The organism is Magnetospirillum sp. UT-4 (assembly GCF_902729435.1).
GTDB lineage: Bacteria > Pseudomonadota > Alphaproteobacteria > Rhodospirillales > Magnetospirillaceae > Magnetospirillum.
Window position 1 is genome coordinate 23,175 of record NZ_CACVCG010000056.1, and the last position, 24,474, is coordinate 47,648.

Sequence of the window (24,474 nt, forward strand, 5' to 3'; positions counted from 1 at the left end):
CAGGCACCCCGGATTCGCGTATGGTGGTGCTACCATTTTCGACCGAGGATGCCATGACCAACGCCGCCGCCCAGTACCTGATCGACGCCGAACCCTATTACCGCGCCGTCGGCGACGAGGTGGCCCTGTTCGAGGCCGCCTGGCGCCAGCGCCTGCCGGTGATGCTGAAGGGCCCGACCGGGTGCGGCAAGTCGCGCTTCGTCGAGCACATGGCCTGGCGCCTCAAGCGCCCGCTGATCACCGTGGCCTGCAACGAGGACATCACCGCCTCGGATCTGGTCGGCCGCTATCTCATCGATTCCCAGGGCACCCGCTGGCAGGACGGTCCGCTGACGGTGGCCGCCCGGCTGGGCGCCATCTGCTATCTCGACGAGGTGGTCGAGGCCCGCCAGGACACCGTGGTGGTGATCCATCCGCTCACCGACCACCGCCGCGTCCTGCCGCTGGACAAGAAGGGCGAACTGGTCAAGGTGCATCCCGACTTCCAGCTGGTGATCTCGTACAACCCGGGCTACCAGAGCCTGATGAAGGATCTGAAGCAGTCGACCAAGCAGCGTTTCGCCGCCATGGACTTCGACTACTCCGCCGCCGAGGTCGAGGCCGAGATCGTCGCCCGCGAGACCGGGGTCGAGATGGACGCCTGCCGCCGCCTGGTCGAGGTGGCGGCGCGCACCCGGGCGCTGAAGGGTCACGGCCTCGACGAGGGCGCCTCGACCCGCCTGGTGGTCTACGCCGCCCGCCTGATCACCGAAGGTGTTGCGCCGAAGCAGGCCTGCGCCATGGCGCTGTCCAAGCCGCTGACCGACGATCCCGACATCCGCGCCATGCTGGGGCACGCCTTCGACCTCGCCTTCGCCTGACGGAGGCGCAGGCGATGGCTCTCGACCCCGCCTCGGCCCAGGCCCGCCTGGGCTGCGACCTCGACGCGGTGGCCGGCGTGCTGGCGCCGGCCCTGGCCGCGGCCGAGGCGGTGCTGCGCCCGGAAGAGGTCGAGGCCTGGCTCGACACCGGCGGCCGCATCTGGCGCGCCCTGCGCGATGCCGACGTGCTGGTCACCTTCCTGGAGGCGACGCCCGAGCTGGCCCGCCGCGCCGGCGCCGGGATGATCGCCGCCGCCGCCGATACCGCCCTCTATCTGGCGGCGGTGCCCGATCTCCGTGTCCACCGCGATTTCCTGGCGGTGCTGCCGGCGGTGGCCCGGCGCCTGGACGACGGCGCCGCCATGCGCACCTGGTTCCGCCTGGTCACCCGGGTGGCCAACCTGGCCCGCCCCGGCACCGCGCCGCTGCTGGCCGCCACCCCCCACGTGCTGGAGCAGGTCAACCTGGAAGGCCTGGCCGCCTGGGTCGATTTCGGCGTCACCGGCTACCGCGACCAGCCGTGGCAGGCGGCCGCCTATTTCGCCCTGGGCACCGCCGATTCAAATGCCGTGCTGCAGCGCCAGCGCAAGGGCACCCTGCTGGCCGACCGCGACCGCGAGCTGCGCCTGACCCTGCGCGCCTTCTGGGATCTCGAGATCGACATCCATCCCTACGGCGCCAGCCGCCAGCCCGCGCCGCACCTGGACAAGCTGGGGCTGCACCTGCCCGATCTGCTCGAGGATGCGGGCGGGGTCTCGGCCATCGACCGCTACCGCGCCATGCTCGCCCACCTGGCCGCCCACAAGCTGTGGAGCCGGCCCTACATCGCCGACAATTTCAGCCAGTGGCAGCACCTGGCGGTGGAGCTGTTCGAGGATTCCCGCGTCGAGGCCCTGGCCATGCGCCGCCATCCCGGCCTCAAGCGGCTGTTCCTGGCGCTGCATCCGCACCCGAAGGAGGGCGCGGTGCCCGAGGGCTGGTCGCCGATCCGCCACCGTCTGGCGATGATCTCGCGCGCCATCCTCGACCCCGAAGGCCACGGCTACGCCGATCCCAAGGTGCTGGACTGGGCCGGGCAGTTCCATGTCCGCTTCGCCGCCGACCCCGAGAATCCCGAGATCTCCACCGAGCTGGGGCGCATCTGCCTGGCCAAGATCCGCACCCCCGATTTCGGCAGCCCGCGCATCTGGTTCGAGGACACCATCGTCCCCTACCGCGACGACAACCGCTACATCTGGCGCTTCCTGGAAAGCATCGAGACCGCCGACGACTTCCATTCCGACCACGGCACCGAGGACCCGGTGCGCCAGGACGGGCTGTTCCTGCCGGTCCATTACCCGGAATGGGACCACAAGGCGAAGGACTACCGGCCCGACTGGACCACCGTCTACCAGGCCGTCCAGGCCCCCGGCGACGGCACCGCCATCGACCGCCTGCTGGAGCGCCACGCCGCCACCGCCAAGGCCATCCGCCGCGTCATCGATCGCCTGAAGCCGCAGCAGCGCCGCCGCGTGCGCCGCCGTCCCGAGGGCGACGAGCTGGATTTCGACCAGGTGATCGCCGCTTTGGTCGACCTCAAGGCCGGCTCGGTGCCCGATCTCAAGGTCTATCAGAGCCAGATCAAGGACGGCCGCGACATCGCCGTGCTGCTGCTGCTCGATCTGTCGCAATCCATCAACGACAAGATGCCGGGAAGCGAGCGCACGCTGCTGGACGTGGCGCAGGAGGCGGTCAGCCTGCTGGCCTGGGCGGTGGGCGCCCTGGGCGATTCCTTCGCCATCGCCGGCTTCGCCTCGAAAAGCCGGCACGAGGTGCGCTACGTCCACTACAAGGACTTCGCCGAGCCGTGGGGGGCGCTGCCCAAGGGCCGCCTGGCCGCCATGCAGGCCGGCCTCGCCACCCGCATGGGCGCCGCGCTGCGCCACGGCGGGGCCGAACTGGCGGCGCGGCGCGAGGAAAAGAAGCTGCTGCTGCTGGTCAGCGACGGCGAGCCGGCCGACATCGACGTCGACGACGACGACTATCTCAAGGCCGACACCCACGTGGCGGTGACCGAGCTGCGCGCCAAGGGCATCGCCACCGTGTGCATGACCCTGGACGCCAAGGCCGATTCCTACATCGCCGACGTCTTCGGCCCCTCCGGCTTCGCCGTGGTCGATCAGGTCGAGCGCCTGCCCGAGAAGCTGACCCGGCTGTTTCTGAGCCTGACCAAGTAGGGGGCGGGGCCTACCTCGCCTTCGCCACCGGCAGGCCCAGGTGGTAGCCCTGGGCGAGGTCGATGCCCATGGCCTTCAGCAGGTCCATGGTTTCCGAATCCTCGACGAACTCGGCCACCGTGACCAGGCCGAAGCGCCGGGCCATGGAATGGATGTGCTCGACCATGATGCGGTCGCGTTCGTCGGTGACCATGTGGCGGATGAACGAGCCCTCGATCTTGACGTAATCGACGGTGATGTATTTCAGGTACAGGAACGACGAGAAGCCCGAGCCGAAATCGTCCAGCGCGAAGGCCAGCCCCTGGGCGCGCAGGTCGTTGATCAGGCGTACCACCTCGGCGAACTGGGGCAGCGCCTCGCGCTCGGTGATCTCCAGCACGATGCGCGACGGCGCCACCCCGGCCGCCTTCAGGCGGGCCGGAATGCCCATCATGCGGTCGCGGTCGGCCAGGGTGCGGGCCGACAGGTTGATGAACAGGCGGGCGTCGCCGAGGGCGCCGGAGGCCAGCACCTTCAGCGCCCGCGAGAACACCGCCTCGTCGATCTTGGCGGCCAGGCCCAGTTCCTCGGCCGATTCGATGAAGTCGCCGGCGCTGACCTGGCGCTCGCCGTCCACCACCCGGGCCAGCACCTCGTAGGCGAAGATACCGTGGTCCCGGGTCGCCAGGATGGGCTGGAAGAACGGCACCAGGCGACCTTCCGCCAGGGCGGTGCGCACCATTTCGCCCTTGTCGAAGCTGGTGGCGGTCGCATCATCGCCGCCGGCCAGGCTGGCGCACTGGTTCTTGCCACCGCGCTTGGCCTTGTAGGTGGCGACGTCGGCGGCGATGGCCAGCTTGCGGGCGTCGGCGCCGTTCTCGGGGAAACTCACCACACCCAGGCTGGCGGTGATGCGCACGCCGCCCACCGGCAGGCCCAGGGTGGTGTCGGCGATGGCCTGGCGCAGTTTCTCGGCCACCGCCAGGCCCTCGGCGAGGTCGGTCTCGGGCAGCAGCACCATGAACTCGTCGGCGCCCATGCGGGCGGTGACGTCGGTGCGCCGGGTGTCGGCCAGCAGCGTGCTCGCCAGCTCCTTGAGCAGCAGATCGCCGACCGGGTGGCCGAAGGTGTCGTTGATGGACTTGAAGTCGTCCAGGTCGATCTGCACCAGGCAGAAGGCCTGTCCGTTGCGTTCGCCGCGGTCGATCTCGTGGTCGAGGAACTCGTCCAGCTTGCGCCGGTTGTAGAGGCGGGTCAGCGGATCGCGGATGGACAAATCCTCGAGCCGAGCCTGGTATTCCTCGACGGTGCGCAGCAGGCGGTTGAAGTATTCGGTGAGGTCGGCGACCTCGGAAATGAAGCCGGTGGTCTTGACCCGCCGCCTGAGGTCGGTGCGCAGGATGATGTCCTGCATCAGCGTGACCATGTTGGCGATGGGGCGGGCGACGAACAGCTTCAGCTTGATCCACAGCGCCAGCGACAGCAGCACCAGGATCACCAGGAAATAGGTCAGCACCGTGCCCAGCAGGTAATCCAGCGACACCTTCAGGTTCTGCACCGGATAGACGATGTCGATGATGCCGTTGACGTCGCCCGCCTTGGCCTGGGTGTGGCAGGCCAGGCATTCCTCGCGCACCACCAGGGGATAGAGGTAGCGGATGCTGTCGTCCTGAGTGACGAAGCTCTCGGTGGCGGCGGCGAAGGTCCGCTGCAGCAGGGGGTCGCCTGCGGTGATGGCGAGGTCGTTGTCGATCTCGCCGAACTGCTCGATCACCGGGCTGCCGCGCACCACCCGCACGGTAAGATCGGGCAGCGCCGCCTGCAGGCGGGCGACGATCTCGGACACCTCCTGCTTGCTCCAGCCCTTGCGCATGGCGGAATAAAGCGCCTCGAACACCAGGGTCGAGGTCTGGCGCGCCTCCTCGCGGGCGAGGTCGTGGATGGAGCGCTCGCGGACATGCGAGGACACCAGCGTCACCACACCGATGGCCAGCAGCGTCGCCGTGACCGACAGCAGCAGGACGAAGCGGGTGATGCTGATGCTCGGGCGTTGTCGCAAGATGTTGTCATCCGGTTTAAAAGCCGTTCATTTACGCACATCCCGTCGGCGAAAGGGAAGCCGGATGATGGTTGGCACCGGGAACGCCGGTTGACGCGCCGGTGGTGTTGCGCGACGCTGTAGGCCTGCCCCGGGGAGAGTGCGCATGAAGACCGTCGCCGCCATTTCCTTTCGCGACAACCACAGCATCAGCATGGACGTGGACGCGGTCAGCCATGTGGAGATCAGCGCGCCGATCCAGCTCGAGGACGGCTCGTGGTGCGCCGAGCTGCTGGTGCGCAGCGGCAACGGCACCATCGCGCTGCAACTCACCGCCGCCAGCCCCGGCCACCTGCAGGTGCGGCCGCAGGGACTGGAATAAAGGGTCGTCACTCCGGGATGGCGTAGGTCGCGGTGGCGTGGGCGACCAGGTCGTCGGACGGCAGGGCGATCAGCTCCACCGCCGCCACCGCCAGGCGCCGCCCCATCTTCAGCACCCTGGCCTCGGCGGCCATGTCCGACGCTCCCGCCTTGCGCAGGAAGTTGGCGTTGAGGTTGGTGGTGACCACCATCTCCTTGGGGCCGGCGACGGTCAGCACCGCCGCCCACAGGGCGACGTCGGCCAGGGTCATCATGGCCGGGCCGCTGACCGTCTCCACCGGCCGGGCGAGGTGCGGCCCGTAGGGCATCACCAGGCGGGCCGCTCCTTTTCCCAGGCTTTCGGCGCGGATGGCGAGGTGCACCGCCAGCGGCACCTTGGCCAGGAAGTCGGCGTTGAAGGACTGGACGGTAAGGGCGGGCATGGTCTGGCTCTCGCGGCTTGATCGGCGGGACGGCGCGGGCCACACTTTCGGGCAGAACGAAGCCGAACTCAAGGGAGCCGCCATGTCCGCCGCCGAGCCCATGCTGCTGAGCGAGATCGCCGACGGAATCGCCACCGTCACCCTCAACCGCCCGGGTGCCCGCAACGCGCTGTCCATGGCGCTGATGGCGGCGCTCGACGAGACCCTGGCCCGGCTCGAGGCCGATCCGGCGGTGCGGGTGGTGGTGCTGGCGGCCAACGGCCCGGCCTTCTGCGCCGGCCACGACCTCAAGGAAATGCGGGCCCTGGAGGACCGCGACCAGGTGGCGGCGGTGTTCGCCCGGTGCGCGCGGCTGATGACCCGCATCGTGCGGCTGCGCCAGCCGGTGATCGCGCGGGTCCACGCCATGGCGACGGCGGCCGGCTGCCAGCTGGTGGCCTCGTGCGATCTCGCCTTCGCCGCCGAAGGGGCGAAGTTCGCCACGCCGGGGGTCAATATCGGCCTGTTCTGCTCCACCCCCATGGTGGCGCTGTCGCGGGCGATCGGGCGCAAGCAGGCCATGGAGATGCTGCTGACCGGCCACGCCGTGGATGCCGCCACCGCCCAGGCCTGGGGACTGGTCAACCGCGCGGTGCCGGCGGCCGAGCTGGATGCGGTGGTGGCCGGGACGGCGCACCTGCTGGCGTCCAAGTCGGCGCACACGCTGAAGGTGGGCAAGGAGGCGTTCCACCGCCAGACAGAGATGGATCTGGATGCCGCCTATGCCTATGCCGCCGAGGTCATGACCGCCAACATGATGGCCGAGGACGCCAAGGAGGGCGTCGATGCTTTCCTTGAAAAACGCACCCCGATCTGGCGCGGGTGCTGATCCGACTACAGGATGGCTTGAAGAGCAACCCCGGCGCGCCTTAAATACGGGGGAGTTCCGCTTTCCATTTCCTTCTGGAAGGAAAAGGGCATGACGGCCGCGAAGGGGGCGTCCCGGCGCAAGCAGCGACAGGGACCTTTGGTGGTGGGGGTCGGCGCGTCTGCCGGCGGCCTCGAGGCACTGCAGAAGATGTTCGAGCCGGTGCCGGCGGCGTCGGGGCTGTGCTTCGTCGTCGTCCAGCACCTGTCGCCGGACCACAAGAGCATGATGGTCGAGCTGCTGGGCAAGCACACCGTGCTCGACGTGCGCGAGATGGCCGACGGCGCCCCGGTCGAGGAGGACGTGGTCTATCTGCTGCCGCCGGGCAAGACCGTCACCATCGCCCGCAACCGCCTGCATCTGTCGGCCAAGACGCCGACCGCCATGGCCGGCCTGGCGCTGCCCATCGACATCTTCCTGCAATCCCTGGCCGAGTCCTGCGGCACCCGTTCGGCGGGGGTGATCCTGTCGGGCACCGGCTCGGACGGCACCCGCGGCGTCGCCGCCATCCGCGCGGCGGGCGGCCTGGTGGTGGTGCAGGACCCCGACACCGCCAAGTTCGACGGCATGCCGCGCTCGGTCATCCAGTCGGGCGGAGCCGACCACGTCGTGCCGCCCGAACTGGTGGCCGAAGTGCTGGTCGAGCATACCGGCCGCTCCATGCCGCATTTGCCGCGGCCGCGCAGCGAGGACGTGCCGCCCGAGACCTTCGCCGAGATCGCCTCGGTGCTGAAGCGCGAGACCGGCGTCGATTTCGGCGATTACAAGGTCGGCACCATCAACCGCCGGGTCGAACGGCGCATGCAGATCAACCGGGTGGCGACCCTGCCCGAATACGTGGAGTTGCTGCGGCGCTCGCCGCTGGAGGCCAGCCAGCTCTACAAGGAGCTGCTGATCGGCGTCACCAAGTTCTTCCGCGACGCCGAGGCCTTCCAGGTGTTGAAGGACCAGGTCATCCCGCAGATCGTCGAGCGGGCCGGCGAGCGCGACACCATCCGGGTCTGGGTGTGCGGCTGCGCCACCGGCGAGGAGGCCTATTCCATGGCCATCCTGTTCTCCGAGGAGATCGCCCGCACCCGCAAGCTGGTCGAGGTGAAGATCTTCGCCACCGACCTCGACCGCGACGCCATCGAGATCGCATCGCTCGGCGTCTACGAGGACAGTGCCCTGGCCGAGGTGCCGGCCGACATCAAGGGACGCTATTTCATCGCCCGCGGCGACCGCTGGGCGGTGGCCCGCCAGATCCGCCAGATGATCGTGTTCGCGCGCCACAACATCCTGAAGGACCCGCCCTTCACCAAGCTGGACCTGGTCAGCTGCCGCAACCTGCTGATCTACATGGAGCCGGTGCTGCAGCGCCGGGTGCTGTCGCTGTTCAACTACGCGCTCAACCGCGGCGCCTTCCTGTTCCTCGGCTCCAGCGAGAGCCTGGGCGAACTGGCGGCGCAATACGCGGTGATCGACGTCAAGCACAAGGTCTTCCGCACCGTCTCCACCGGCGCCAGCCTGCCCGACGGCATCATCCGCAACCTGCCCACCGCGTCGGCGTCGGCGTCGGCGGCGGCGGCGGCGGTGCCGCGGCCGCGCCATCCCGGGCTGGGCGGCGACGAGGACATGGCCATCGACCAGGGGCTGGGCCTGCTGATCGAGACCTTCGCGCCGCCGGCGCTGTTGCTCAACGACCGTGGCGACCTGCTGCATGTGTTCGGCGACGGCAGCCGCTTCCTGCGGGTGCCGCCCGGCCACGCCACCCTGGACGTCATGAAGTTGCTGCCCAGCGCCCTGGCCACGGTGGCCGGCTCGGCCCTGCACAAGGCGCTGCGCGACGGCAAGGAGATCGAATACGCCTCGGTTCCCTACAACGCGCCGGGCGGCATCGAGCTGGTCACCCTCAAGGTCCGTCCGTTCGTGCAGCAGAGCGGCAAGCGTTACGCGCTGCTGGCCATCATTCCCCAGGCCGCCGCCACGACCGGGGATGAACCGGCCCGGTTCGACGCCGGGGCGGACGCCAGCGACCGCATCCGCACCCTCGAACACGACCTCAAGACCAGCCAGGAATCGCTGCAGGCCACGGTCGAGGAACTGGAGACCTCGAACGAGGAGCTGCAGGCGTCCAACGAGGAATTGCTGGCCTCCAACGAGGAATTGCAGAGCACCAACGAGGAGCTGCAATCGGTCAACGAGGAACTGTTCACCCTCAATTCCCAGTACGAGGCGAAGATCGAGGAACTGACGCGGGTTTCCGACGATATCGAGAACCTGCTGCGGGCCACCGACCTGGGCACCGTGTTCCTCGACACCAACCTCATCGTGCGCCGCTTCACTCCCGCCGCCGCCGCCTGCGTCAACCTGATCCCGCGCGATGTCGGGCGCTCGTTCGCGCACCTGTCTACCAACCTGCAATATCCCGGCATGCTGGAGGACATCCGCGAGGTGCTGCGCACCGGCCGGGCGACCCAGCACGAGGTGCGGGCGACCGGCAACCGCTTCGTTCTGGTCGGGCTGCTGCCGTACCTGACCGATGCCGGCGGCGACCACGAGAAGCGGGCCGGCGTGGTGGTCACCTTCGTCGACGTCACCGAGGTCAAGCAGGCCGAGCAGCGCCTGCAGGCGGTCATCGACGCGCTGCCCGAACAGGTCGCGGTGCTCGATCCCAACGGTATCGTCACCTTCACCAACTCCGCCTGGGACGCCGCCGCCCGGGCCGGCTTCGTCAACCTCGCCGGGACTCCGCGGGGACAGGATTTCCTGGCCGCCTGCCGCGACTATCCCGGCGCGGGCGGCGATCCCGGCCTGCGCGTCTCCGAGGGCATGAGCGACATCCTGGCCGGCCGCCGCGACCGCTTCAGCATCGACTACGCCTGCGGCCCGCCGGCCCAGATGCGCCTGGGCATCCTCAACGCCGCCCCCATCGCCCATATGGGTCTGGTCATCAGCCACGTCCTGGTCAGCCGCGGCGGCTCGTCCGCCTCTTGACGGCGGTCAATTCCCGCGCCACCGGGTCTGCCTAGACTTTTCCCGCCTGAGTGTGGGGGAGAGTCCGGAGATGGCGAAGCGATGGTGCGCCGCACTGGCGGCGGCAGTGACCCTGATGTGGCTCCCCGCCGCGGCGGCCGAACCCGATCCCCGGGTCAGGGAAATCGTCTCGGAACGCTGCCAGCTGTGCCACGGCGTCGACGGCGAGGCGGCGACCGCCGTCTATCCCCGCCTGGCGGCCCAGAACGCGACCTACCTGATCAAGCAGTTGCGCGACTTCCGCGACGGGCGGCGCACCGGCACCATGAACGAGATGGCCAAGGACCTGAGCGATGCCGAAATCGCCGGCCTCGCCGCCTATTTCAGTGCCAAGCCGGCCAAGTCGAAGAAGGTGCTGAACACCGAACTGGCCGCCGTCGGCCGCTATGTGTTCCGCCAGGGCAACCCGTTCTCGGGCATCGCGCCGTGCGCCAGCTGCCACGGCGAGGCCGGACACGGCACCGACCAGCTGCCGCGCCTGGCCGGCCAGCACCCGTCCTATGTGGAAGGCCAGCTGGGCGAGTTCGTCTCTGGCTCGCGCACCAACGACAAGTCGATCATGCACGCCATCGCCAACAAGCTGACGACGCTGGAGATCAAGGCGGTGGCCGCCTATATCGGCGGGCTGGAATAGGCTGGCGATACCCACACAGAAACAAGCATTGATTTATTAGCCATCCCTTATCTAATCTGTCCCTCTTCAAAAGGCCCCAAGGGCCGAGGGACAGGGACAGGGAACGCGAGGGAGACGCCCTCCGGCCAGGCGCGCCGGGGCGGTTCCGGCCGCGCTGCCTCCGCCACCGCCCCCCGGCCGGGAAAAAGGGCAGCGTCCAGGAGCAGGCCATGAGGGATCCCGTCACCACCCGCGACTCCGAGCTCGGCCGAGCGGAGGTCAAGACCACCACCTGCTACATGTGCGCCTGCCGCTGCGGCATCCGCGTCCATCTGCGCGACGGCGAGGTCCGCTACATCGAGGGCAATCCCGACCATCCCCTGAACAAGGGCGTGATCTGCGCCAAGGGCTCGTCGGGCATCATGAAGCAGTATTCGCCGGCCCGCCTGACCAGGCCGCTGCGGCGCGTCGCCGGGGCCGAGCGCGGCACCAACGCCTTCGAGCCGATCTCGTGGGACGAGGCCTTCGACATGCTGGGCGGGCGGCTCGAGCACATCCGCAAGACCGATCCCAGGAAGCTCGCCTTGTTCACCGGCCGCGACCAGATGCAGGCGCTGACCGGCATGTTCGCCAAGCAGTACGGCACCCCCAACTACGCCGCCCATGGCGGCTTCTGCTCGGTCAACATGGCGGCCGGGATGATCTACACCATCGGCGGCAGCTTCTGGGAATTCGGCGGCCCCGATCTCGACCGCGCCAAGCTGTTCATCATGATCGGCACCGCCGAGGACCACCATTCCAACCCGCTGAAGATCGAGCTGGGCAAGTTCAAGCGGGCCGGCGGCCGCTTCATCGCCATCAACCCGGTGCGCACCGGCTATGCCGCCATCGCCGACGAGTGGGTGCCCATCCGCCCCGGCACCGACGGCGCCCTGCTGCTGGCCTTCATCCACGAGATCATCGAGAAGGGCCTGTTCGACCGCGAGTTCCTGATGCAGTACTCCAACTCGGCCGAGCTGGTGAACCTGAACGAGGACAGCGACTATTTCGGCATGTTCGTGCGCGACGCCAACGTGCCGGTGCGGCCCGACACCTTCGACGTGCCCGACCGCATGTGGTGGGACATCGCCAGCGACAAGCCGGTGCTGGCCCGCACCGAGGGCACCGAGGGCCGCCTGCTCGGCGCCTACAAGATGCGCGACGGCACCCCGGTCAAGCCGGCCTTCCAGCTGCTGAAGGACCGGGTCAAGGACTACACCCCGGAATGGGCCGAGGGGATCACCGGCATTCCGGCCGCCACCATCCGCCGGCTGGCCCACGAGATGGGGGTGACCGCCCGCGACCAGCGCATCGAGCTGCCGATCTCGTGGACCGACGCCTGGGGCAAGGAGCACGAGAGCATCACCGGCAACCCGGTGGCGTTCCATTCCATGCGCGGCCTGGCGGCCCATTCCAACGGCTTCCACACCATCCGGGCGCTCGCCATCCTGATGAGCATCCTGGGCACCATCGACCGCCCCGGCGGCTTCCGCCACAAGGCGCCGTTCCCGCGCCCCATCCCGCCCTGCCCGAAGCCGCCCAAGGGCAATCACGCCATCCGCCCCAACCACCCGCTGGAAGGCACCCCGCTGGGCTGGCCGGCCGAGCCCGACGACCTGGCGGTGGACGAGAACGGCGAGCCCTTGCGCATCGACAAGGGGTTCTCGTGGGAATACCCGCTGTCGGTGCACGGGCTGATGCACAACGTCATCACCAATGCCTGGCGCGGCGACCCCTACAAGATCGACACCCTGTTCCTGTTCATGGCCAACATGGCGTGGAACTCGTCCATGAACACGGCCGAGATCCGCAAGATGCTGACCGACAAGGACGAGAACGGCGAGTACAAGATCCCGTTCATCGTCGTCGCCGACGCGTTCCAGTCCGAGACCGTGGCCTTCGCCGATCTGGTGCTGCCCGACACCACCTATCTCGAGCGCCACGACGTCATGAGCATCCTCGACCGTCCCATCTCGGAATTCGACGGGCCGGTGGATTCGGTGCGCGTTCCCGTCATGCCGCCGCTGGGCGAATGCAAGCCGTTCCAGGACGTGCTGATCGAGCTGGGCACCCGGCTGAAGCTGCCCGCCTTCGTCACCAAGGACGGCGTGCGCAAGTTCCGCGACTATCCCGACTTCATCGTCAATTTCGAGACCGAACCGGGGTCGGGCATCGGCTTCCTGTCGGGCTGGCGCGGCAAGTCGGGCGAGAAGTTCCTGGTGGGCGAGCCCAATCCCAGCCAGTGGGAGATGTACGCCCGCAACAACAACCATTTCCATTACGAGCTGCCGCGCAGCTACCAGTACATGCGCAACTGGAACAAGGGCTACCTGACCTGGGCCCAGCGCCATCGCCTGGTGCGCTATCTCGACCCCATCAACATCCACATCTACTCCGAGGTGCTGCAGAAGTTCCGCCTGGCCGCCATGGGCCGGTGGAAGGGCAAGCAGCCGCCCGAGCACATGCGCGACCGGGTCGAGGCGTTCTTCGATCCGCTTCCCTTCTATTTCGCGCCGCTGGAATGGCAGAAGACCGACACCAGCAAGTTCCCGCTGTCGGCCATCACCCAGCGCCCCATGGCCATGTACCATTCGTGGGATTCGCAGAACGCCTGGCTGCGCCAGATCCACACCCACAACTACATCATGGTGCACCCGTCGGTGGGCGCCGCCGGCAAGTTCGACGACGGCGACTGGGTGTGGGTGGAAAGCCCGTGGGGCAAGGTGCGCTGCATGGCCCGCTTCACCGAGGCGGTCGAGCCCGGCACGGTGTGGACCTGGAACGCCATCGGCAAGGCCGCCGGCGCCTGGGGCCTGGGACCCGACGCCAACGAGGCGAAGAAGGGCTTCCTGCTCAACCACGTCATTTCCGAGGAACTGCCCGACATGATCGGCGGCCGCCACGTTTCCAATTCCGACCCGGTCACCGGGCAGGCGGCGTGGTACGACGTGCGCGTGCGCATCACCAAGGCCGGCGCCGACGAGCCGGCCGAGAGCTTCCCGCAATTCGACCCGCTGGCCAAGGCGCCCGGGCAGACCGGCTTCGGCGCCCGTGTGCGCTCGTATTTCGCCGGCAAGCGCAAGGCGTGAGGAAAACGACCATGGCGAAGAAGCAACTGGCTCTGGTCATCGACCTCAACGTCTGCGTCGGCTGCCACGCCTGCGTGACCAGCTGCAAGCAGTGGAACACCTCGGGCTGGTCGGGGCCGCTGCCCGACCAGAACCCCTATGACGCCGATCCCAACGGCGTCTTCTTCAACCGCGTCCAGACCTTCGAGTGCGGCACCTTCCCGGCCACCGAGACGGTGCACTTCCCGAAATCCTGCCTGCATTGCGAGGAGCCGCCCTGCGTGCCGGTGTGCCCCACCGGGGCCTCGTACAAGCGCGAGGAGGACGGCATCGTCCTGGTCGATTACGACAAGTGCATCGGCTGCAAGTACTGCTCGTGGTCCTGCCCCTACGGCGCCCGCGAATTCGACCCCATCGCCGGGGTGATGAAGAAGTGCACGCTGTGCGTCGACCGCATCTACGACACCAGCCTCGAGCCCGAGCGGCGCAAGCCGGCCTGCGTGCTGGCCTGCCCGGCCGGCGCCCGCCTGTTCGGCGACGTCAACGACCCCGAATCCGAGGCCGCCAGGGCCATCCGCGAGAATGCCGGCTACCAGCTGATGCCGGAATGGGGCACCAGCCCGGCCAACCACTACCTGCCGCGGCGCAAGACCTACATGCGCCTGCACGAGGACGAGCTGGTGCGCGCCGACAACCCGCTGAAGTTCGAGGCCGACCTGCCCAAGCCCAACTTCACCGCGCCCTCCATCGACGACATGTCGAGCTGGTAAGGAAGGGACGACAACCATGCATCCCGCGTTCTCCGTCATCTTCCTCACCACCCTGATCGGCGCCGGCCAGGGCCTGCTGCTGGCCCTGGTCACCGGCCAGTGGTACTTCGTCATCGGCGCCACCCCCGACCAGGAAAGCGGCGCCTTCTATGCCGGCGGCGCCGCCATCGCCGAGCTGCTGCTGGTGCTCGGGCTGGTGGCCTCGTTCTTCCACCTGGCCAACCCGCAGCGGGCGTGGCGGACCGCCACCCGCTGGCGCACCTCGTGGCTCAGCCGCGAGGTCATCGTGCTGCCGGCGGTGATGGGGGCGACGTTCCTCTACGGCGTGGTGCATTGGTTCGGCTGGACCCCGGTGCTGTGGACCTTCGGCAACCAGAAGTCCCTGGACCTGTCCATGGCGGTGGGCTTCGCCGCCGCCGGGGCGGCGCTGGCCCTCTTCCTGTGCACCGCCATGATCTACGCCTCGGTGAAGTTCATCCGCGAATGGGCCAGCTCGTGGACGGTGGTCAACTACACCCTGATGGGCCTGGCCTCGGGCTTCACCATCGCCGCCGCCTATGCCAGCCTGGCCGGCTCCAGCCTCACCGAGTTCTTCGCCGGCGACGCGCTGGCGCTGACCCTGGCGGCCATGGCCGCCCGCATCTTCCAGCTGTGGCGCAACACCCGGCTCAAGTGCCGCTCCAGCATGAAGACCGCCATCGGCGTCCATCACGGCCAGATCCGCCAGATCTCCCAGGGCTTCCTCGGCGGCTCCTACAACACCACCGAATACCGCCACGGCATCGGGTCCGAAGTGGTCCGGGGGCTGGTGGTGCTGTTCCTGTTCCTCGCCTTCGCCCTGCCGGCGGCGCTGGTGGCGGCGGGCTGGGCCACCGGCGAGCACCCCATGCTGCTGCTGGCGGCGCTGGTCCAGTACGTGGGCCTGATGGTGGAACGCTGGGTGTTCTTCGCCCAGGGCAACCACGTCCAGAATATGTACTACCAACGCATGGCGTGATAGACGAAAGGCAGGCACCATTCCCTTCGGAGGCCCTGCCATGCCCGAGTTTTCCACCGTGTCCCTCGAGGACGTCACCACCCTGGTCATGCACTGGGGCATCAGCGGCGCCTGGGCGCTGGTCATCCTGCTGGCCGGCTGGGTGCTGGCGCGCTGGGCCGAGCGGGCGGTCGAGTCCGGCCTGGCCCGGGTCAGGGTCGCCGACGTCATGCTGCGCGGCTTCTTCGCCTCGCTGGCCCGCTGGGCGCTGCTGGCCTTCACCGGCGTGGCGGTGCTCGAGAAGCTGGGGGTGCAGACCACCTCGCTGGTGGCCATCCTGGGCGCCGCCGGCCTGGCCATCGGCCTCGCCCTGCAGGGCACCCTGTCCAACCTGGCGGCGGGCGTGATGCTGCTGCTGTTCCGCCCGTTCAAGGTCGGCGACGGCATCGAGGCCGGCGCCCTGGCCGGCACGGTGGCGCAGGTGTCGCTGTTCCACACCATCCTGGTGACCGGCGACAACATCCGCGTCATCGCCCCCAATTCGGCGGTGTGGAGCGCCGCCATCCGCAACCTCAGCCACCTGCCGACCCGCAAGGTCGAGGTGGTGGTGCCGCTGCCCTACGGCGCCGAGGTCGAGGCATCCATGGCCCGCATCCGCGCCCTGATGGCCGCCGATTCCCGCATCGCCGCCGAGCCCGCCCCCGGCGTCGCGGTGGCCAAGTTCGGCGAGAAGACGGTGGACGTGTCGGCCACCTGCTGGTGCGCCACCGGCGATGCCGGCGGCGTCAAGGCGGCGCTGATGGCGGCGATCCTGAAAGAATGCCGGGTGGGGGCGGCCTGAGCTCGCGGCCGGGCCGGTGATATCACTGCCCTCTTGCGCCTTTTCTTCGTCGGCATTAGGTTAATCACACCCGATCCTGGGTATTTAGCCTGAGGTTACCCCCGTGCTCGACGGTCGGCGCATCCTTCTGGTCATTTCCGGCGGCATCGCCGCGTACAAAAGCCTGGAATTGATCCGCCGGCTGCGCGAAAGCGGCGCCGATGTGCGTTGCCTGCTGACCCGCAACGCGGAGAATTTCGTCACGCCGCTGTCGGTGCAGACCCTGTCGGGCAACCGCGTCCACGCCGACACCTTCTCGCTGACCGACGAGCACGAGATCGGTCACATCACCCTGGCGCGCGACTGCGACATGGTGGTGGTGGCGCCGTGCACCGCCAACCTGCTGGCCAAGATGGCGACCGGACTGGCCGACGACCTCGCCTCGACGGCGCTGCTGGTCACCGACAAGCCGATCCTGGTGGCCCCGGCCATGAACTTCCGCATGTGGGGGCATCCGGCCACCCAGGCCAATCTGGCCACCGTCAAGGCGCGCGGCGCCGCAGTGATCGGCCCCAATGCCGGGCCGCTGGCCGAGGGTGAATCGGGGGTGGGCCGCATGGCCGAGCCGGCCGAGATCGCCGCCGCCATCGAGGGACGGCTGGCCGCCGGGCCGCTCAAGGGCCTGCGGGCTTTGGTCACCTCGGGCCCCACCTACGAGGCTATCGACCCGGTCCGCTTCATCGGCAACCGCTCGTCGGGCAAGCAGGGCCACGCTTTGGCCGCCGCGCTGGCCCGCCTGGGCGCCGAGGTGACCCTGATCTCCGGCCCGGTGGCGCTGGCCGATCCGGCCGGGGTGACCACCGTGCACGTGGAAACGGCGCGCGAGATGCTGGGCGCCGCGCTGGCGCGCCTGCCCGTCGATGTGGCGGTGTGTGCCGCCGCGGTGGCCGACTGGACGGTCTCCAACGCCTCGAAGGAGAAGCGCAAGAAGCAGCCGGGCGGCCCGCCGCCGGTGATCGAGCTGGCGCCCAATCCCGACATCCTGGCCACCCTGTCCGAACGCGGCTCGGCCCGCCCGCAGCTGGTGGTGGGATTCGCCGCCGAGACCGAGACGGTGGTCGAGCACGCCAAGGCCAAGCTGGCGCGCAAGGGCTGCGACTGGATCGTCGCCAACGACGTGTCGCCGGCCGTCGGCACGTTCGGCGGCGATTTCAACGCCGTCCACCTGATCAGCCAGGCCGGTGTCGAGGACTGGCCGCGCTGCTCCAAGGCCGACGTCGCCGAGCGGCTGGCCTGGCGCATCGCCGACGCCCTGACCGGAGGACACCCGTGACCATCCCCATCCCCATCCTGCGCCTGGCCCATGCCGAGGACCTGCCGCTGCCGCGCTACGAGACCGCCCATGCCGCCGGCCTCGACCTGATGGCCTGCGTCCCGGCCGACATCGCTTTGGCGCCCGGCCGGCGGGCGATGGTTGCCACCGGCTTCGCCATCGCTTTGCCCGAGGGCTTCGAGGCCCAGGTGCGGCCGCGTTCGGGCCTGGCGGCGCGGCACGGCATCACCGTGCTCAACAGCCCCGGCACCATCGATGCCGATTACCGCGGCGAGATCGCGGTGATCCTGATCAATCTGGGCGACGCCCCCTTCACCGTCAGCCGCGGCATGCGCATCGCCCAGCTGGTGGTGGCGCCGGTGGCGCGGGCCGAGTGGGTGGAAAGCCAGGCCCTGCCCGAAACCGGGCGGGGCGAGGGCGGTTTCGGATCGACCGGCAGCGGCCGGCAGGGAGGCTAGAGCATGCTGCGCCCGTCCAAGAAGATGCTGTTCGCCATCGAGGCGGTGCTCGACATCGCCTACCACGCCGGCGGCGAGCCGGTGCAGAGCCGCGAGATCACCCGCCGCCAGGGCATCCCGCGCCGCTACCTGGAACAGACCCTGCAGCAGCTGGTGCGCTCCGGCGTGCTGGTCGGCGTGCGCGGCCCCCGGGGCGGCTACCGCCTGGCCCGCGAGCGCCGGCGCATCTCGGTGGGCGAGATCGTCCGGGTGGTGCGCCAGCTGGAAACCGCCGAGGACCCCTACCAGGACATCCCCGCCTCGGATCTGGGCAAGAACGTCATCCGGCCCATGTGGGGCGAGCTGTCCGACGAGATCATGGCCCGCCTGGACGCCATCACCATCGACGATCTGTGCATGCGCTCCTACAAGACGGGTATCCCGTCCGAGGCCCACGCCAAGCTGGATTTCATCATCTGACGGCTTGCCGCGGCGCCGCGATGGTGCAAGACTGTATTTTTGCTGAATTCCACACCCGGCGCGAGGGAATAGCATGACCGAGTTTCGCGGCCGCATCTACGAGTCTATCATCGACACCATCGGCGCCACCCCGCTGGTGCGCATGCCCAAGCTGGCGGCCGAGGCCGGCGCCCGCGCCGACGTGGTCGGCAAGTGCGAGTTCTTCAACCCGCTGGCCTCGGTCAAGGACCGCATCGGCCTGGCCATGATCGCCGCCGCCGAGGCCGAGGGGCGCATCAAGCCCGGCGCCACCCTGGTCGAGCCGACCTCGGGCAATACCGGCATCGCCCTGGCCTTCGTCTGCGCCGCCAAGGGCTACCGCCTGATCCTCACCATGCCGGAGAGCATGAGCCTGGAGCGGCGCAAGATGCTGGCCCATCTGGGCGCCGAGATCGTGCTGACCCCGGCGGCCAAGGGCATGACCGGGGCGGTCAAGGAGGCCGAGCGAATCGTCGCCGAGACCCCCGGCGCGGTCATGTGCCAGCAGTTCGAGAACCCCGCCAACCCGGCCATCCACGAGACCACCACCGCCGAGGAGATCTGGACCGACACCGCCGGCAAGGTCGACGTGGTGGTGGCCGGGGTCGGCACCGGCGGCACCGTCACCGGCATCGGCCGGGTGCTGAAGAAGAAGAAGCCGGGCGTGCGCATCATCGCGGTGGAGCCCGAGGACAGCCCGGTGCTGTCGGGCGGCGCCCCCGGGCCGCACAAGATCCAGGGCATCGGCGCCGGCTTCGTGCCGAAGAACCTGGACCGTTCGGTGGTCGATGAGATCCTGCAGATCGGCAACGAGACCGCCTTCGTCATGGCCCGCAAGGCGGCCCGGCTGGAGGGCCTGCCGGTCGGCATCTCGTCGGGCGCCGCCCTGGCCGCCGCCATGGAGGTGGCCGGCCGCCCCGACATGGCCGGCAAGCTGGTGGTGGTGATCCTGCCCAGCTTCGCCGAACGCTACCTGTCGACGGCGCTGTTCGAATAACGAACACCCCCCTCCCTTATTCCCTCCCCCCTTGCGGGGGAGGGCCAGGGTGGGGGGGAACCGCGTCGGACGGAGTCGCGGACCTCACCCCACCCCCACCCCTCCCCATCGAGGGGAGGGGAGTAAAAAAGGAGGGCCCTCCCCATCAAGGGGAGGGGAGTACCTGGAAGCGATCATGACCTTCACCGAGGACCAGATCCGGCGCTATGCCCGCCACATCATCCTGCCCGAGGTCGGCGGGGTGGGGCAGGCGCGGCTGCTGGACTCGCGGGTGCTGGTGGTGGGGGCGGGCGGGCTCGGTTCGCCGGTGATCCTTTACCTCGCCGCCGCCGGAGTCGGCACCATCGGGGTGATCGACGACGACGTGGTCGATCTGTCCAATCTGCAGCGCCAGGTGCTGCACGCCACCGAGAGGGTCGGCCGGCCCAAGGTCGACAGCGCGGCGGACGCGGTGGCGGCCATCAATCCGGATGTCCGCCTGGTGCCCATCCGGGCGCGGCTGGACAAGGACAACATCCGCGCCATCCTGGCCGATTACCAGGTGGTGGCCGACGGCTCCGACAATTTCCCCACCCGCTTCCTGGTCAACGACGCCTGCCGGCTGGAGGGCAGGACCCTGGTCTCGGCCGCCATCCTGCGCTTCGACGGCCAGCTCGCCACCTTCCGGCCGGGCGGCCCCTGCTATCGCTGCATCTACCGCGAGGCGCCGCCCGAGGGCGCCGTGCCCACCTGCTCGTCCGCCGGGGTGCTGGGGGCCATCGCCGGGGTGATGGGCTCGCTGCAGGCCACCGAGGTGCTGAAGGAGCTGCTGGGCATCGGCGAGACCATGGCCGGCCGCCTGCTCATCGTCGACGCCCTGTCCACCACCTTCCGCACCGTCCGCGTGCCGCGCGATCCCGGCTGCCCGCTGTGCGGCGACCATCCCGCCATCACCGACCTCGCGTCCCATGGGAGCACCGCCCATGCCTGCGGCTGAGCAGCCCCGGAAGCTGTCCATCGTGGTGTTCTCGGGCGCCTTCGACCGCGTTCACTACGCCCTGGTGATGGCCGCCGCCGCCATCGCCTCCAACACCCCGGTCACCCTGTTCTTCACCATGTGGGCCGGCCGCGCGCTGGAGAAGGACCAGGGCTGGAAGCGCCTGCCGGTGTCGGAGGGCGGGTTGACCGCCGAGGCCATGGACGCCCAGTTCAGGGAACGCGGCGTCGCCACCTTCGAGGATCTGCTGTCCGCCTGCGTCGCTTTGGGGGTCACGGTGATGGTCTGCGAGATGGGGCTGAAGGCCCTGGGCATGGACCCCGACGGCCTGCGCCCCGACGTGCCGGTGGCCAAGGGCGGCGTCGTCACCTTCCTGGCCGATGCCAGCAAGGACGGGGCGATGCTATTTGTATAGAGTCTTGGTCTGCCCTCGCCGGGCGCGCGCCTCCGCGCGCTTGGCCGCGGCCTCAATGGCCGCTGGAAGGCGACGGCTTTCCAGCCGCCACCTTCTCCCTTGTGCGGCGCAGCATAACGCATCATTATTGCGTCAACCCTAACGTCCCCGAAAGAGGATTGCGCGCCATGAGCATCAAGCCGCCCCGCAAGTTTTTCGAGCCGCTCGCCATCGGCGCTCCCGCCCCCTATCGCGAGCTGCCGGTGCGGCTCGAGCGCATGATCCACTTCTTCCCGCCGCATGTGGAGAAGATGCGGGCCAAGGTGCCGGAGATGGCCCGGCAGGTGGACGTGCTGCTGGGCAATCTCGAGGACGCCATCCCCGCCGACGCCAAGGAGGCGGCGCGGGCCGGCCTGGTCGAGGTGGCCAAGGCCTGGGACCCGTCCTCGGGCTGCGGCCTGTGGACCCGGGTCAACTGCCTCAACAGCCCGTGGTTCCTCGACGACCTCACCACCCTGGTGGCGGCGGCCGGCGACAAGCTGGACGTGGTCATGCTGCCCAAGGTCGAAGGGCCGTGGGACATTCATTACCTCGACCAGCTGCTGGCCCAGCTGGAGGCCAGGCACGGCGTCACCAAGCCGATCCTGATCCATGCCATCCTGGAGACGGCGCTGGGGGTCGAGCAGGTGGCGGCCATCGCCCAGGCCTCGCCCCGCATGCACGGCATGAGCCTGGGGCCGGCCGACCTTGCCGCCAGCCGCGGCATGAAGACCACCCGGGTCGGCGGCGGCCATCCCTTCTACGGCGTGCTGGAAGATGCCAGGGGCGACGCGCCCCGCACCCTGTTCCAGCAGGATCTGTGGCACTACACCGTGGCCCGCATGGTGGATGCCTGCCAGTCGGCCGGCATCAAGGCCTTCTACGGCCCGTTCGGCGACTTCTCCGACTCGGCGGCGTGCGAGGCGCAGTTCCGCAACGCCTTCCTGCTCGGCTGCGCCGGCGCCTGGAGCCTGCATCCCAGCCAGATCGCCATCGCCAAGACGGTGTTCAGCCCCGACGTGGACGAGGTGCTGTTCGCGAAGAAGATTCTGGACTCCATGCCCGACGGCTCGGGCGCGGTGATGATCGACGGCAAGATGCAGGACGACGCCACCTGGAAGCAGGCCAAGGTCATGGTCGACCTCGCCCGCGCCGTCGCCGCCAAGGACCAGGCCATGGCGGAGAAGTACGGGCTGTGACACGGCTTTTTCGTCGTCCCCGCGCAGGCGGGGACCCAGGGGGTGCGCCGGCAGTTGTTCCGTGGCCCTGGGTTCCCGCCTTCGCGGGAACGACGGAATTCCGGTGAGGCCGCACATGATTCCGTCCGACGCGGTTCTCCCCCCCACCCCAACCCTCCCCCACCAGGGGGGAGGGAGTTTAATTCTCCCCCCCGTCATCGGCCATCGCGGCGCCGCCGGGCATGCCCCCGAGAACACTCCCGCCTCGTTCCGCGCGGCGGCCGCCCTGGGCTGCCGCATGGTCGAGTTCGACGTGCGGCTGTCGGCCGATGGCGTGCCGGTGGTGTTCCACGACGACACCCTGGAACGCTGCACCGGTGCCACCGGGCCGGTGAAGGCGCGCGGCCTGGCCGAGCTGCAGCGCCTGGGCGTCGCCACCCTGGCCGAGGTGCTGGCCCTGTGCCTGGAGCTGGGCCTGGCGGTCAATATCGAGATCAAGCCCGACCGGGGCGACGAGCGGGCCACCGCCGCGGCCGCGCTGGAGGTCGCCGCCGGGGCCTGGCCGTCCGACCGGCCGCCCCCGCTGGTGTCCTCGTTCAGCCGCGTCGCCCTGGCGACGGCGCGCCAAGTGGCGCCGGCCTGGCCGCGCGGCCTGCTGGTGGGCGGGCTGCCGGCCGATTGGCGGCAGGCGGCGGAGGCCTTGGGCTGCGTCGCCATCCACGCCGACCACCGCCGGCTGGGGGCGGCCACCATCGCCCGCATCGCCGCCGCCGGGCTGGCGGTGCTGGCCTATACCGTCAACGATCCGGGTCGGGCGGCGGTGCTGTGGCGGCGTGGCGTGGCGGCGGTGTTTTCCGACCGGCCGGGCCGGATTTCGGCGGCGCAAAATACAATGTAATGAATTTTTCACGTCCGAGGTGGCAAAGCGGCGAAATGCCCGCTAGAACTATGGCGCATCAGCGTTCGCCCCGCAGGAAAGGCCGTTTCAGTTGTTCAGACTCGACCCCATCGTCATCTCCGGTCGCGAGGTTCTTCCCGTCGTCGAAGGCGGCAAGGGCATCAACGTGTCCAACGGCGAAAGCTCCGGCGCGTGGGCGGCGGCCGGCGGCGTAGCCACCTTCTCGGGCGTCAACGCCGACACCTACGACGAGACCGGCAAGCTGATCCCCATGGTCTACCATGGCAAGACCCGCACCGAGCGGCACCGCGAGCTGATCGCGTTCGGCATCAAGGGCGCCATCGCCCAGGCCCGCATCGCCCACGACATCTCGGGCGGCAAGGGTCGCGTCCACATGAACGTGCTGTGGGAGATGGGCGGCGCCGAGGACATCCTGGTCGGCGCGCTGGAGGGGGCCAAGGGCCTGATCCACGGCGTCACCTGCGGCGCCGGCATGCCCTATCGGGTCGCCGAGCTGGCGGCCGGGTTCGGCGTCTATTACTACCCCATCGTCTCCTCGGCGCGGGCCTTCCGCGCCCTGTGGAAGCGCGCCTACCACAAGCACGGCGAGTTGCTGGGCGGCGTCGTCTACGAGGATCCGTGGCTGGCCGGCGGCCATAACGGCCTGTCCAATTCCGAGGACCCGGAAAAGCCCGAGCCGCCCATGGGCCGCGTCATCGAGCTGCGCAAGACCATGCGCGATTGCGGCGTGTCCGATTCCGTTCCGGTCTTCATGGCCGGCGGCGTGTGGGCGCTGAAGGAATGGAGCGACTGGATCGGCAATCCCGAGCTGGGCGCCGTCGCCTTCCAGTTCGGCACAAGGCCGCTGCTGACCCGCGAAAGCCCGATCTCGGAGGCCTGGAAGCGGCGGCTGCTGACCTTGACCCCGGGCGACGTGCTGCTGCACCGCTTCAGCCCCACCGGCTTCTATTCGTCGGCGGTGAAGAACGGCTTCATCCGCGAGCTGGTGGAACGCTCGGACCGCCAGATCGCCTATTCCTCGGAAAGCGTCGGCGACCATGTCGCCGAGCTGCCCATCGGCGCCCGCAGCCGCATCGTCTGGGTCACCCCCCACGACAAGGCGGCGGCCCTGGGCTGGATCGCCGAGGGCTTCTCCGAGGCGCTGCGCACCCCCGACAGCACCCTGGTCTTCGTCGCCCCCGACAAGGCCGAGGAAATCCGCAAGGACCAGGTCGACTGCATGGGCTGCCTGTCCATGTGCGCCTTCTCCAACTGGGCGCAGAACGAGGCCGGCACCAACGGCAAGAAGGCCGATCCGCGCAGCTTCTGCATCCAGAAGACGCTGCAGAACATCGGCCATGGCGGCGACGTCGAGCACGAGCTGATGTTCGCCGGCCACAACGCCTTCCGCTTCGGCTCCGACCCGTTCTACAAGGATGGGTTCATTCCCACCGTCGGCCAACTGGTCGACCGCATCGCCAGCGGGGATTAGGGGGGCTTCTCCCCTCCCCTGGCGTCGCCGTTAGGCCATTCCGTGTCCTTAGCCTCATCCTGAGGAGAGCGCGCAGCGCTCGTCTCGAAGGATGGGGCGGGCCATGGACGCCGTGCCACGGGCCTCGT

General features: G+C 69.2%; 21 protein-coding genes. 19 read left to right on the top strand and 2 right to left on the bottom strand.

What is annotated here, in order from left to right:
* Positions 1-53 precede the first annotated feature (53 nt).
* Entirely contained in the window at positions 54-860 is an 807-nt protein-coding gene (locus tag MTBUT4_RS09000; protein WP_173979347.1) for a CbbQ/NirQ/NorQ/GpvN family protein, read from the top strand.
* Between the two features lie 14 nt (positions 861-874).
* The gene (locus MTBUT4_RS09005) at positions 875-3,076 is read left to right on the top strand and encodes a nitric oxide reductase activation protein NorD (RefSeq protein WP_173979348.1); all 2,202 of its coding nucleotides are present in this window, start codon (positions 875-877) and stop codon (positions 3,074-3,076) included.
* 10 nt (positions 3,077-3,086) lie between these two features.
* Here the strand turns inward: MTBUT4_RS09005 and MTBUT4_RS09010 are convergent, their stop codons facing one another.
* Positions 3,087-5,114 carry a bifunctional diguanylate cyclase/phosphodiesterase gene (locus MTBUT4_RS09010; RefSeq protein ID WP_254434797.1) on the bottom strand — a complete coding sequence of 676 codons (2,028 nt, stop codon included), beginning with the start codon at positions 5,112-5,114 and terminating at the stop codon, positions 3,087-3,089.
* A gap of 145 nt (positions 5,115-5,259) precedes the next feature.
* Here MTBUT4_RS09010 and MTBUT4_RS09015 point away from each other — a divergent pair, with 145 nt between their 5' ends.
* Positions 5,260-5,475 carry a hypothetical protein gene (locus tag MTBUT4_RS09015; RefSeq protein WP_173979349.1) on the top strand — a complete coding sequence of 72 codons (216 nt, stop codon included), beginning with the start codon at positions 5,260-5,262 and terminating at the stop codon, positions 5,473-5,475.
* A 7-nt stretch (positions 5,476-5,482) separates the two neighbouring features.
* On the opposite strand, the gene MTBUT4_RS09020 is transcribed toward MTBUT4_RS09015, so the two are convergent.
* A complete protein-coding gene (locus MTBUT4_RS09020; protein ID WP_173979350.1) occupies positions 5,483-5,896 on the bottom strand; it encodes a PaaI family thioesterase in 414 nt (137 codons plus the stop codon).
* Positions 5,897-5,978: 82 nt separating this feature from the next.
* Between MTBUT4_RS09020 and MTBUT4_RS09025 the strand changes: the two genes are divergently transcribed.
* The 16 genes from MTBUT4_RS09025 (at position 5,979) to MTBUT4_RS09100 (ending at position 24,346) form a co-directional block, all read left to right on the top strand.
* Positions 5,979-6,764, top strand: coding sequence for an enoyl-CoA hydratase (locus tag MTBUT4_RS09025; protein WP_173979351.1), 786 nt, complete (start codon positions 5,979-5,981; stop codon positions 6,762-6,764).
* Between the two features lie 90 nt (positions 6,765-6,854).
* Positions 6,855-9,779 carry a chemotaxis protein CheB gene (locus tag MTBUT4_RS09030; RefSeq protein WP_173979352.1) on the top strand — a complete coding sequence of 975 codons (2,925 nt, stop codon included), beginning with the start codon at positions 6,855-6,857 and terminating at the stop codon, positions 9,777-9,779.
* A gap of 70 nt (positions 9,780-9,849) precedes the next feature.
* The gene (locus MTBUT4_RS09035; protein ID WP_173979353.1) at positions 9,850-10,452 is read left to right on the top strand and encodes a cytochrome c; all 603 of its coding nucleotides are present in this window, start codon (positions 9,850-9,852) and stop codon (positions 10,450-10,452) included.
* 209 nt (positions 10,453-10,661) lie between these two features.
* Entirely contained in the window at positions 10,662-13,559 is a 2,898-nt protein-coding gene (locus MTBUT4_RS09040) for a molybdopterin oxidoreductase family protein (protein WP_173979354.1), read from the top strand.
* 11 nt (positions 13,560-13,570) lie between these two features.
* On the top strand, positions 13,571-14,308 hold the full coding sequence (locus tag MTBUT4_RS09045; protein ID WP_173979355.1) for a 4Fe-4S dicluster domain-containing protein: 738 nt from the start codon (positions 13,571-13,573) through the stop codon (positions 14,306-14,308).
* Positions 14,309-14,324: 16 nt separating this feature from the next.
* The gene (locus MTBUT4_RS09050; RefSeq protein WP_173979356.1) at positions 14,325-15,305 is read left to right on the top strand and encodes a DmsC/YnfH family molybdoenzyme membrane anchor subunit; all 981 of its coding nucleotides are present in this window, start codon (positions 14,325-14,327) and stop codon (positions 15,303-15,305) included.
* A gap of 40 nt (positions 15,306-15,345) precedes the next feature.
* Positions 15,346-16,125, top strand: a complete 780-nt coding sequence (locus tag MTBUT4_RS09055) for a mechanosensitive ion channel family protein (protein WP_173979357.1) — start codon at positions 15,346-15,348, stop codon at positions 16,123-16,125.
* Between the two features lie 103 nt (positions 16,126-16,228).
* Positions 16,229-17,437, top strand: coding sequence for a bifunctional phosphopantothenoylcysteine decarboxylase/phosphopantothenate--cysteine ligase CoaBC (gene coaBC, locus MTBUT4_RS09060; RefSeq protein ID WP_173979358.1), 1,209 nt, complete (start codon positions 16,229-16,231; stop codon positions 17,435-17,437).
* Positions 17,434-17,895 (top strand): dUTP diphosphatase, encoded by a 462-nt coding sequence (gene dut, locus MTBUT4_RS09065; protein ID WP_173979359.1) that lies wholly within the window; start codon positions 17,434-17,436, stop codon positions 17,893-17,895. Before coaBC ends, dut begins: the two co-directional genes overlap by 4 nt.
* Before the next feature lie 3 nt (positions 17,896-17,898).
* Positions 17,899-18,354, top strand: a complete 456-nt coding sequence (locus tag MTBUT4_RS09070; RefSeq protein ID WP_173979360.1) for an Rrf2 family transcriptional regulator — start codon at positions 17,899-17,901, stop codon at positions 18,352-18,354.
* 73 nt (positions 18,355-18,427) lie between these two features.
* Positions 18,428-19,369, top strand: coding sequence for a cysteine synthase A (cysK, locus tag MTBUT4_RS09075; RefSeq protein WP_173979361.1), 942 nt, complete (start codon positions 18,428-18,430; stop codon positions 19,367-19,369).
* A 175-nt stretch (positions 19,370-19,544) separates the two neighbouring features.
* Positions 19,545-20,345 carry a molybdopterin-synthase adenylyltransferase MoeB gene (locus tag MTBUT4_RS09080; RefSeq protein ID WP_173979362.1) on the top strand — a complete coding sequence of 267 codons (801 nt, stop codon included), beginning with the start codon at positions 19,545-19,547 and terminating at the stop codon, positions 20,343-20,345.
* Positions 20,332-20,760, top strand: a complete 429-nt coding sequence (locus MTBUT4_RS09085) for a DsrE/DsrF/DrsH-like family protein (protein WP_173979363.1) — start codon at positions 20,332-20,334, stop codon at positions 20,758-20,760. The genes MTBUT4_RS09080 and MTBUT4_RS09085 overlap by 14 nt, the downstream gene beginning before the upstream one ends.
* Positions 20,761-20,927: 167 nt before the next feature.
* Positions 20,928-21,977, top strand: coding sequence for a CoA ester lyase (locus tag MTBUT4_RS09090; RefSeq protein ID WP_217424140.1), 1,050 nt, complete (start codon positions 20,928-20,930; stop codon positions 21,975-21,977).
* A gap of 115 nt (positions 21,978-22,092) precedes the next feature.
* Complete coding sequence (locus MTBUT4_RS09095) at positions 22,093-22,854, top strand: glycerophosphodiester phosphodiesterase family protein (RefSeq protein ID WP_173979364.1); 762 nt, start codon at positions 22,093-22,095, stop codon at positions 22,852-22,854.
* 91 nt (positions 22,855-22,945) lie between these two features.
* Positions 22,946-24,346: a nitronate monooxygenase family protein gene (locus MTBUT4_RS09100; protein WP_173979365.1), complete on the top strand. Its 1,401-nt coding sequence runs from the start codon at positions 22,946-22,948 to the stop codon at positions 24,344-24,346.
* The last annotated feature ends 128 nt before the right edge of the window (positions 24,347-24,474 follow it).

Coding starts and splice junctions, on each gene's coding strand:
- MTBUT4_RS09000 (WP_173979347.1), top strand. CDS start 54: ATGACCAACGCCGCCGCCCAGTACCTGATCGACGCCGAACCCTATTAC.
- MTBUT4_RS09005 (WP_173979348.1), top strand. CDS start 875: ATGGCTCTCGACCCCGCCTCGGCCCAGGCCCGCCTGGGCTGCGACCTC.
- MTBUT4_RS09015 (WP_173979349.1), top strand. CDS start 5,260: ATGAAGACCGTCGCCGCCATTTCCTTTCGCGACAACCACAGCATCAGC.
- MTBUT4_RS09020 (WP_173979350.1), bottom strand. CDS start 5,896: ATGCCCGCCCTTACCGTCCAGTCCTTCAACGCCGACTTCCTGGCCAAG.
- MTBUT4_RS09025 (WP_173979351.1), top strand. CDS start 5,979: ATGTCCGCCGCCGAGCCCATGCTGCTGAGCGAGATCGCCGACGGAATC.
- MTBUT4_RS09030 (WP_173979352.1), top strand. CDS start 6,855: ATGACGGCCGCGAAGGGGGCGTCCCGGCGCAAGCAGCGACAGGGACCT.
- MTBUT4_RS09035 (WP_173979353.1), top strand. CDS start 9,850: ATGGCGAAGCGATGGTGCGCCGCACTGGCGGCGGCAGTGACCCTGATG.
- MTBUT4_RS09040 (WP_173979354.1), top strand. CDS start 10,662: ATGAGGGATCCCGTCACCACCCGCGACTCCGAGCTCGGCCGAGCGGAG.
- MTBUT4_RS09045 (WP_173979355.1), top strand. CDS start 13,571: ATGGCGAAGAAGCAACTGGCTCTGGTCATCGACCTCAACGTCTGCGTC.
- MTBUT4_RS09050 (WP_173979356.1), top strand. CDS start 14,325: ATGCATCCCGCGTTCTCCGTCATCTTCCTCACCACCCTGATCGGCGCC.
- MTBUT4_RS09055 (WP_173979357.1), top strand. CDS start 15,346: ATGCCCGAGTTTTCCACCGTGTCCCTCGAGGACGTCACCACCCTGGTC.
- MTBUT4_RS09070 (WP_173979360.1), top strand. CDS start 17,899: ATGCTGCGCCCGTCCAAGAAGATGCTGTTCGCCATCGAGGCGGTGCTC.
- cysK (WP_173979361.1), top strand. CDS start 18,428: ATGACCGAGTTTCGCGGCCGCATCTACGAGTCTATCATCGACACCATC.
- MTBUT4_RS09080 (WP_173979362.1), top strand. CDS start 19,545: ATGACCTTCACCGAGGACCAGATCCGGCGCTATGCCCGCCACATCATC.
- MTBUT4_RS09085 (WP_173979363.1), top strand. CDS start 20,332: ATGCCTGCGGCTGAGCAGCCCCGGAAGCTGTCCATCGTGGTGTTCTCG.
- MTBUT4_RS09090 (WP_217424140.1), top strand. CDS start 20,928: ATGAGCATCAAGCCGCCCCGCAAGTTTTTCGAGCCGCTCGCCATCGGC.
- MTBUT4_RS09095 (WP_173979364.1), top strand. CDS start 22,093: ATGATTCCGTCCGACGCGGTTCTCCCCCCCACCCCAACCCTCCCCCAC.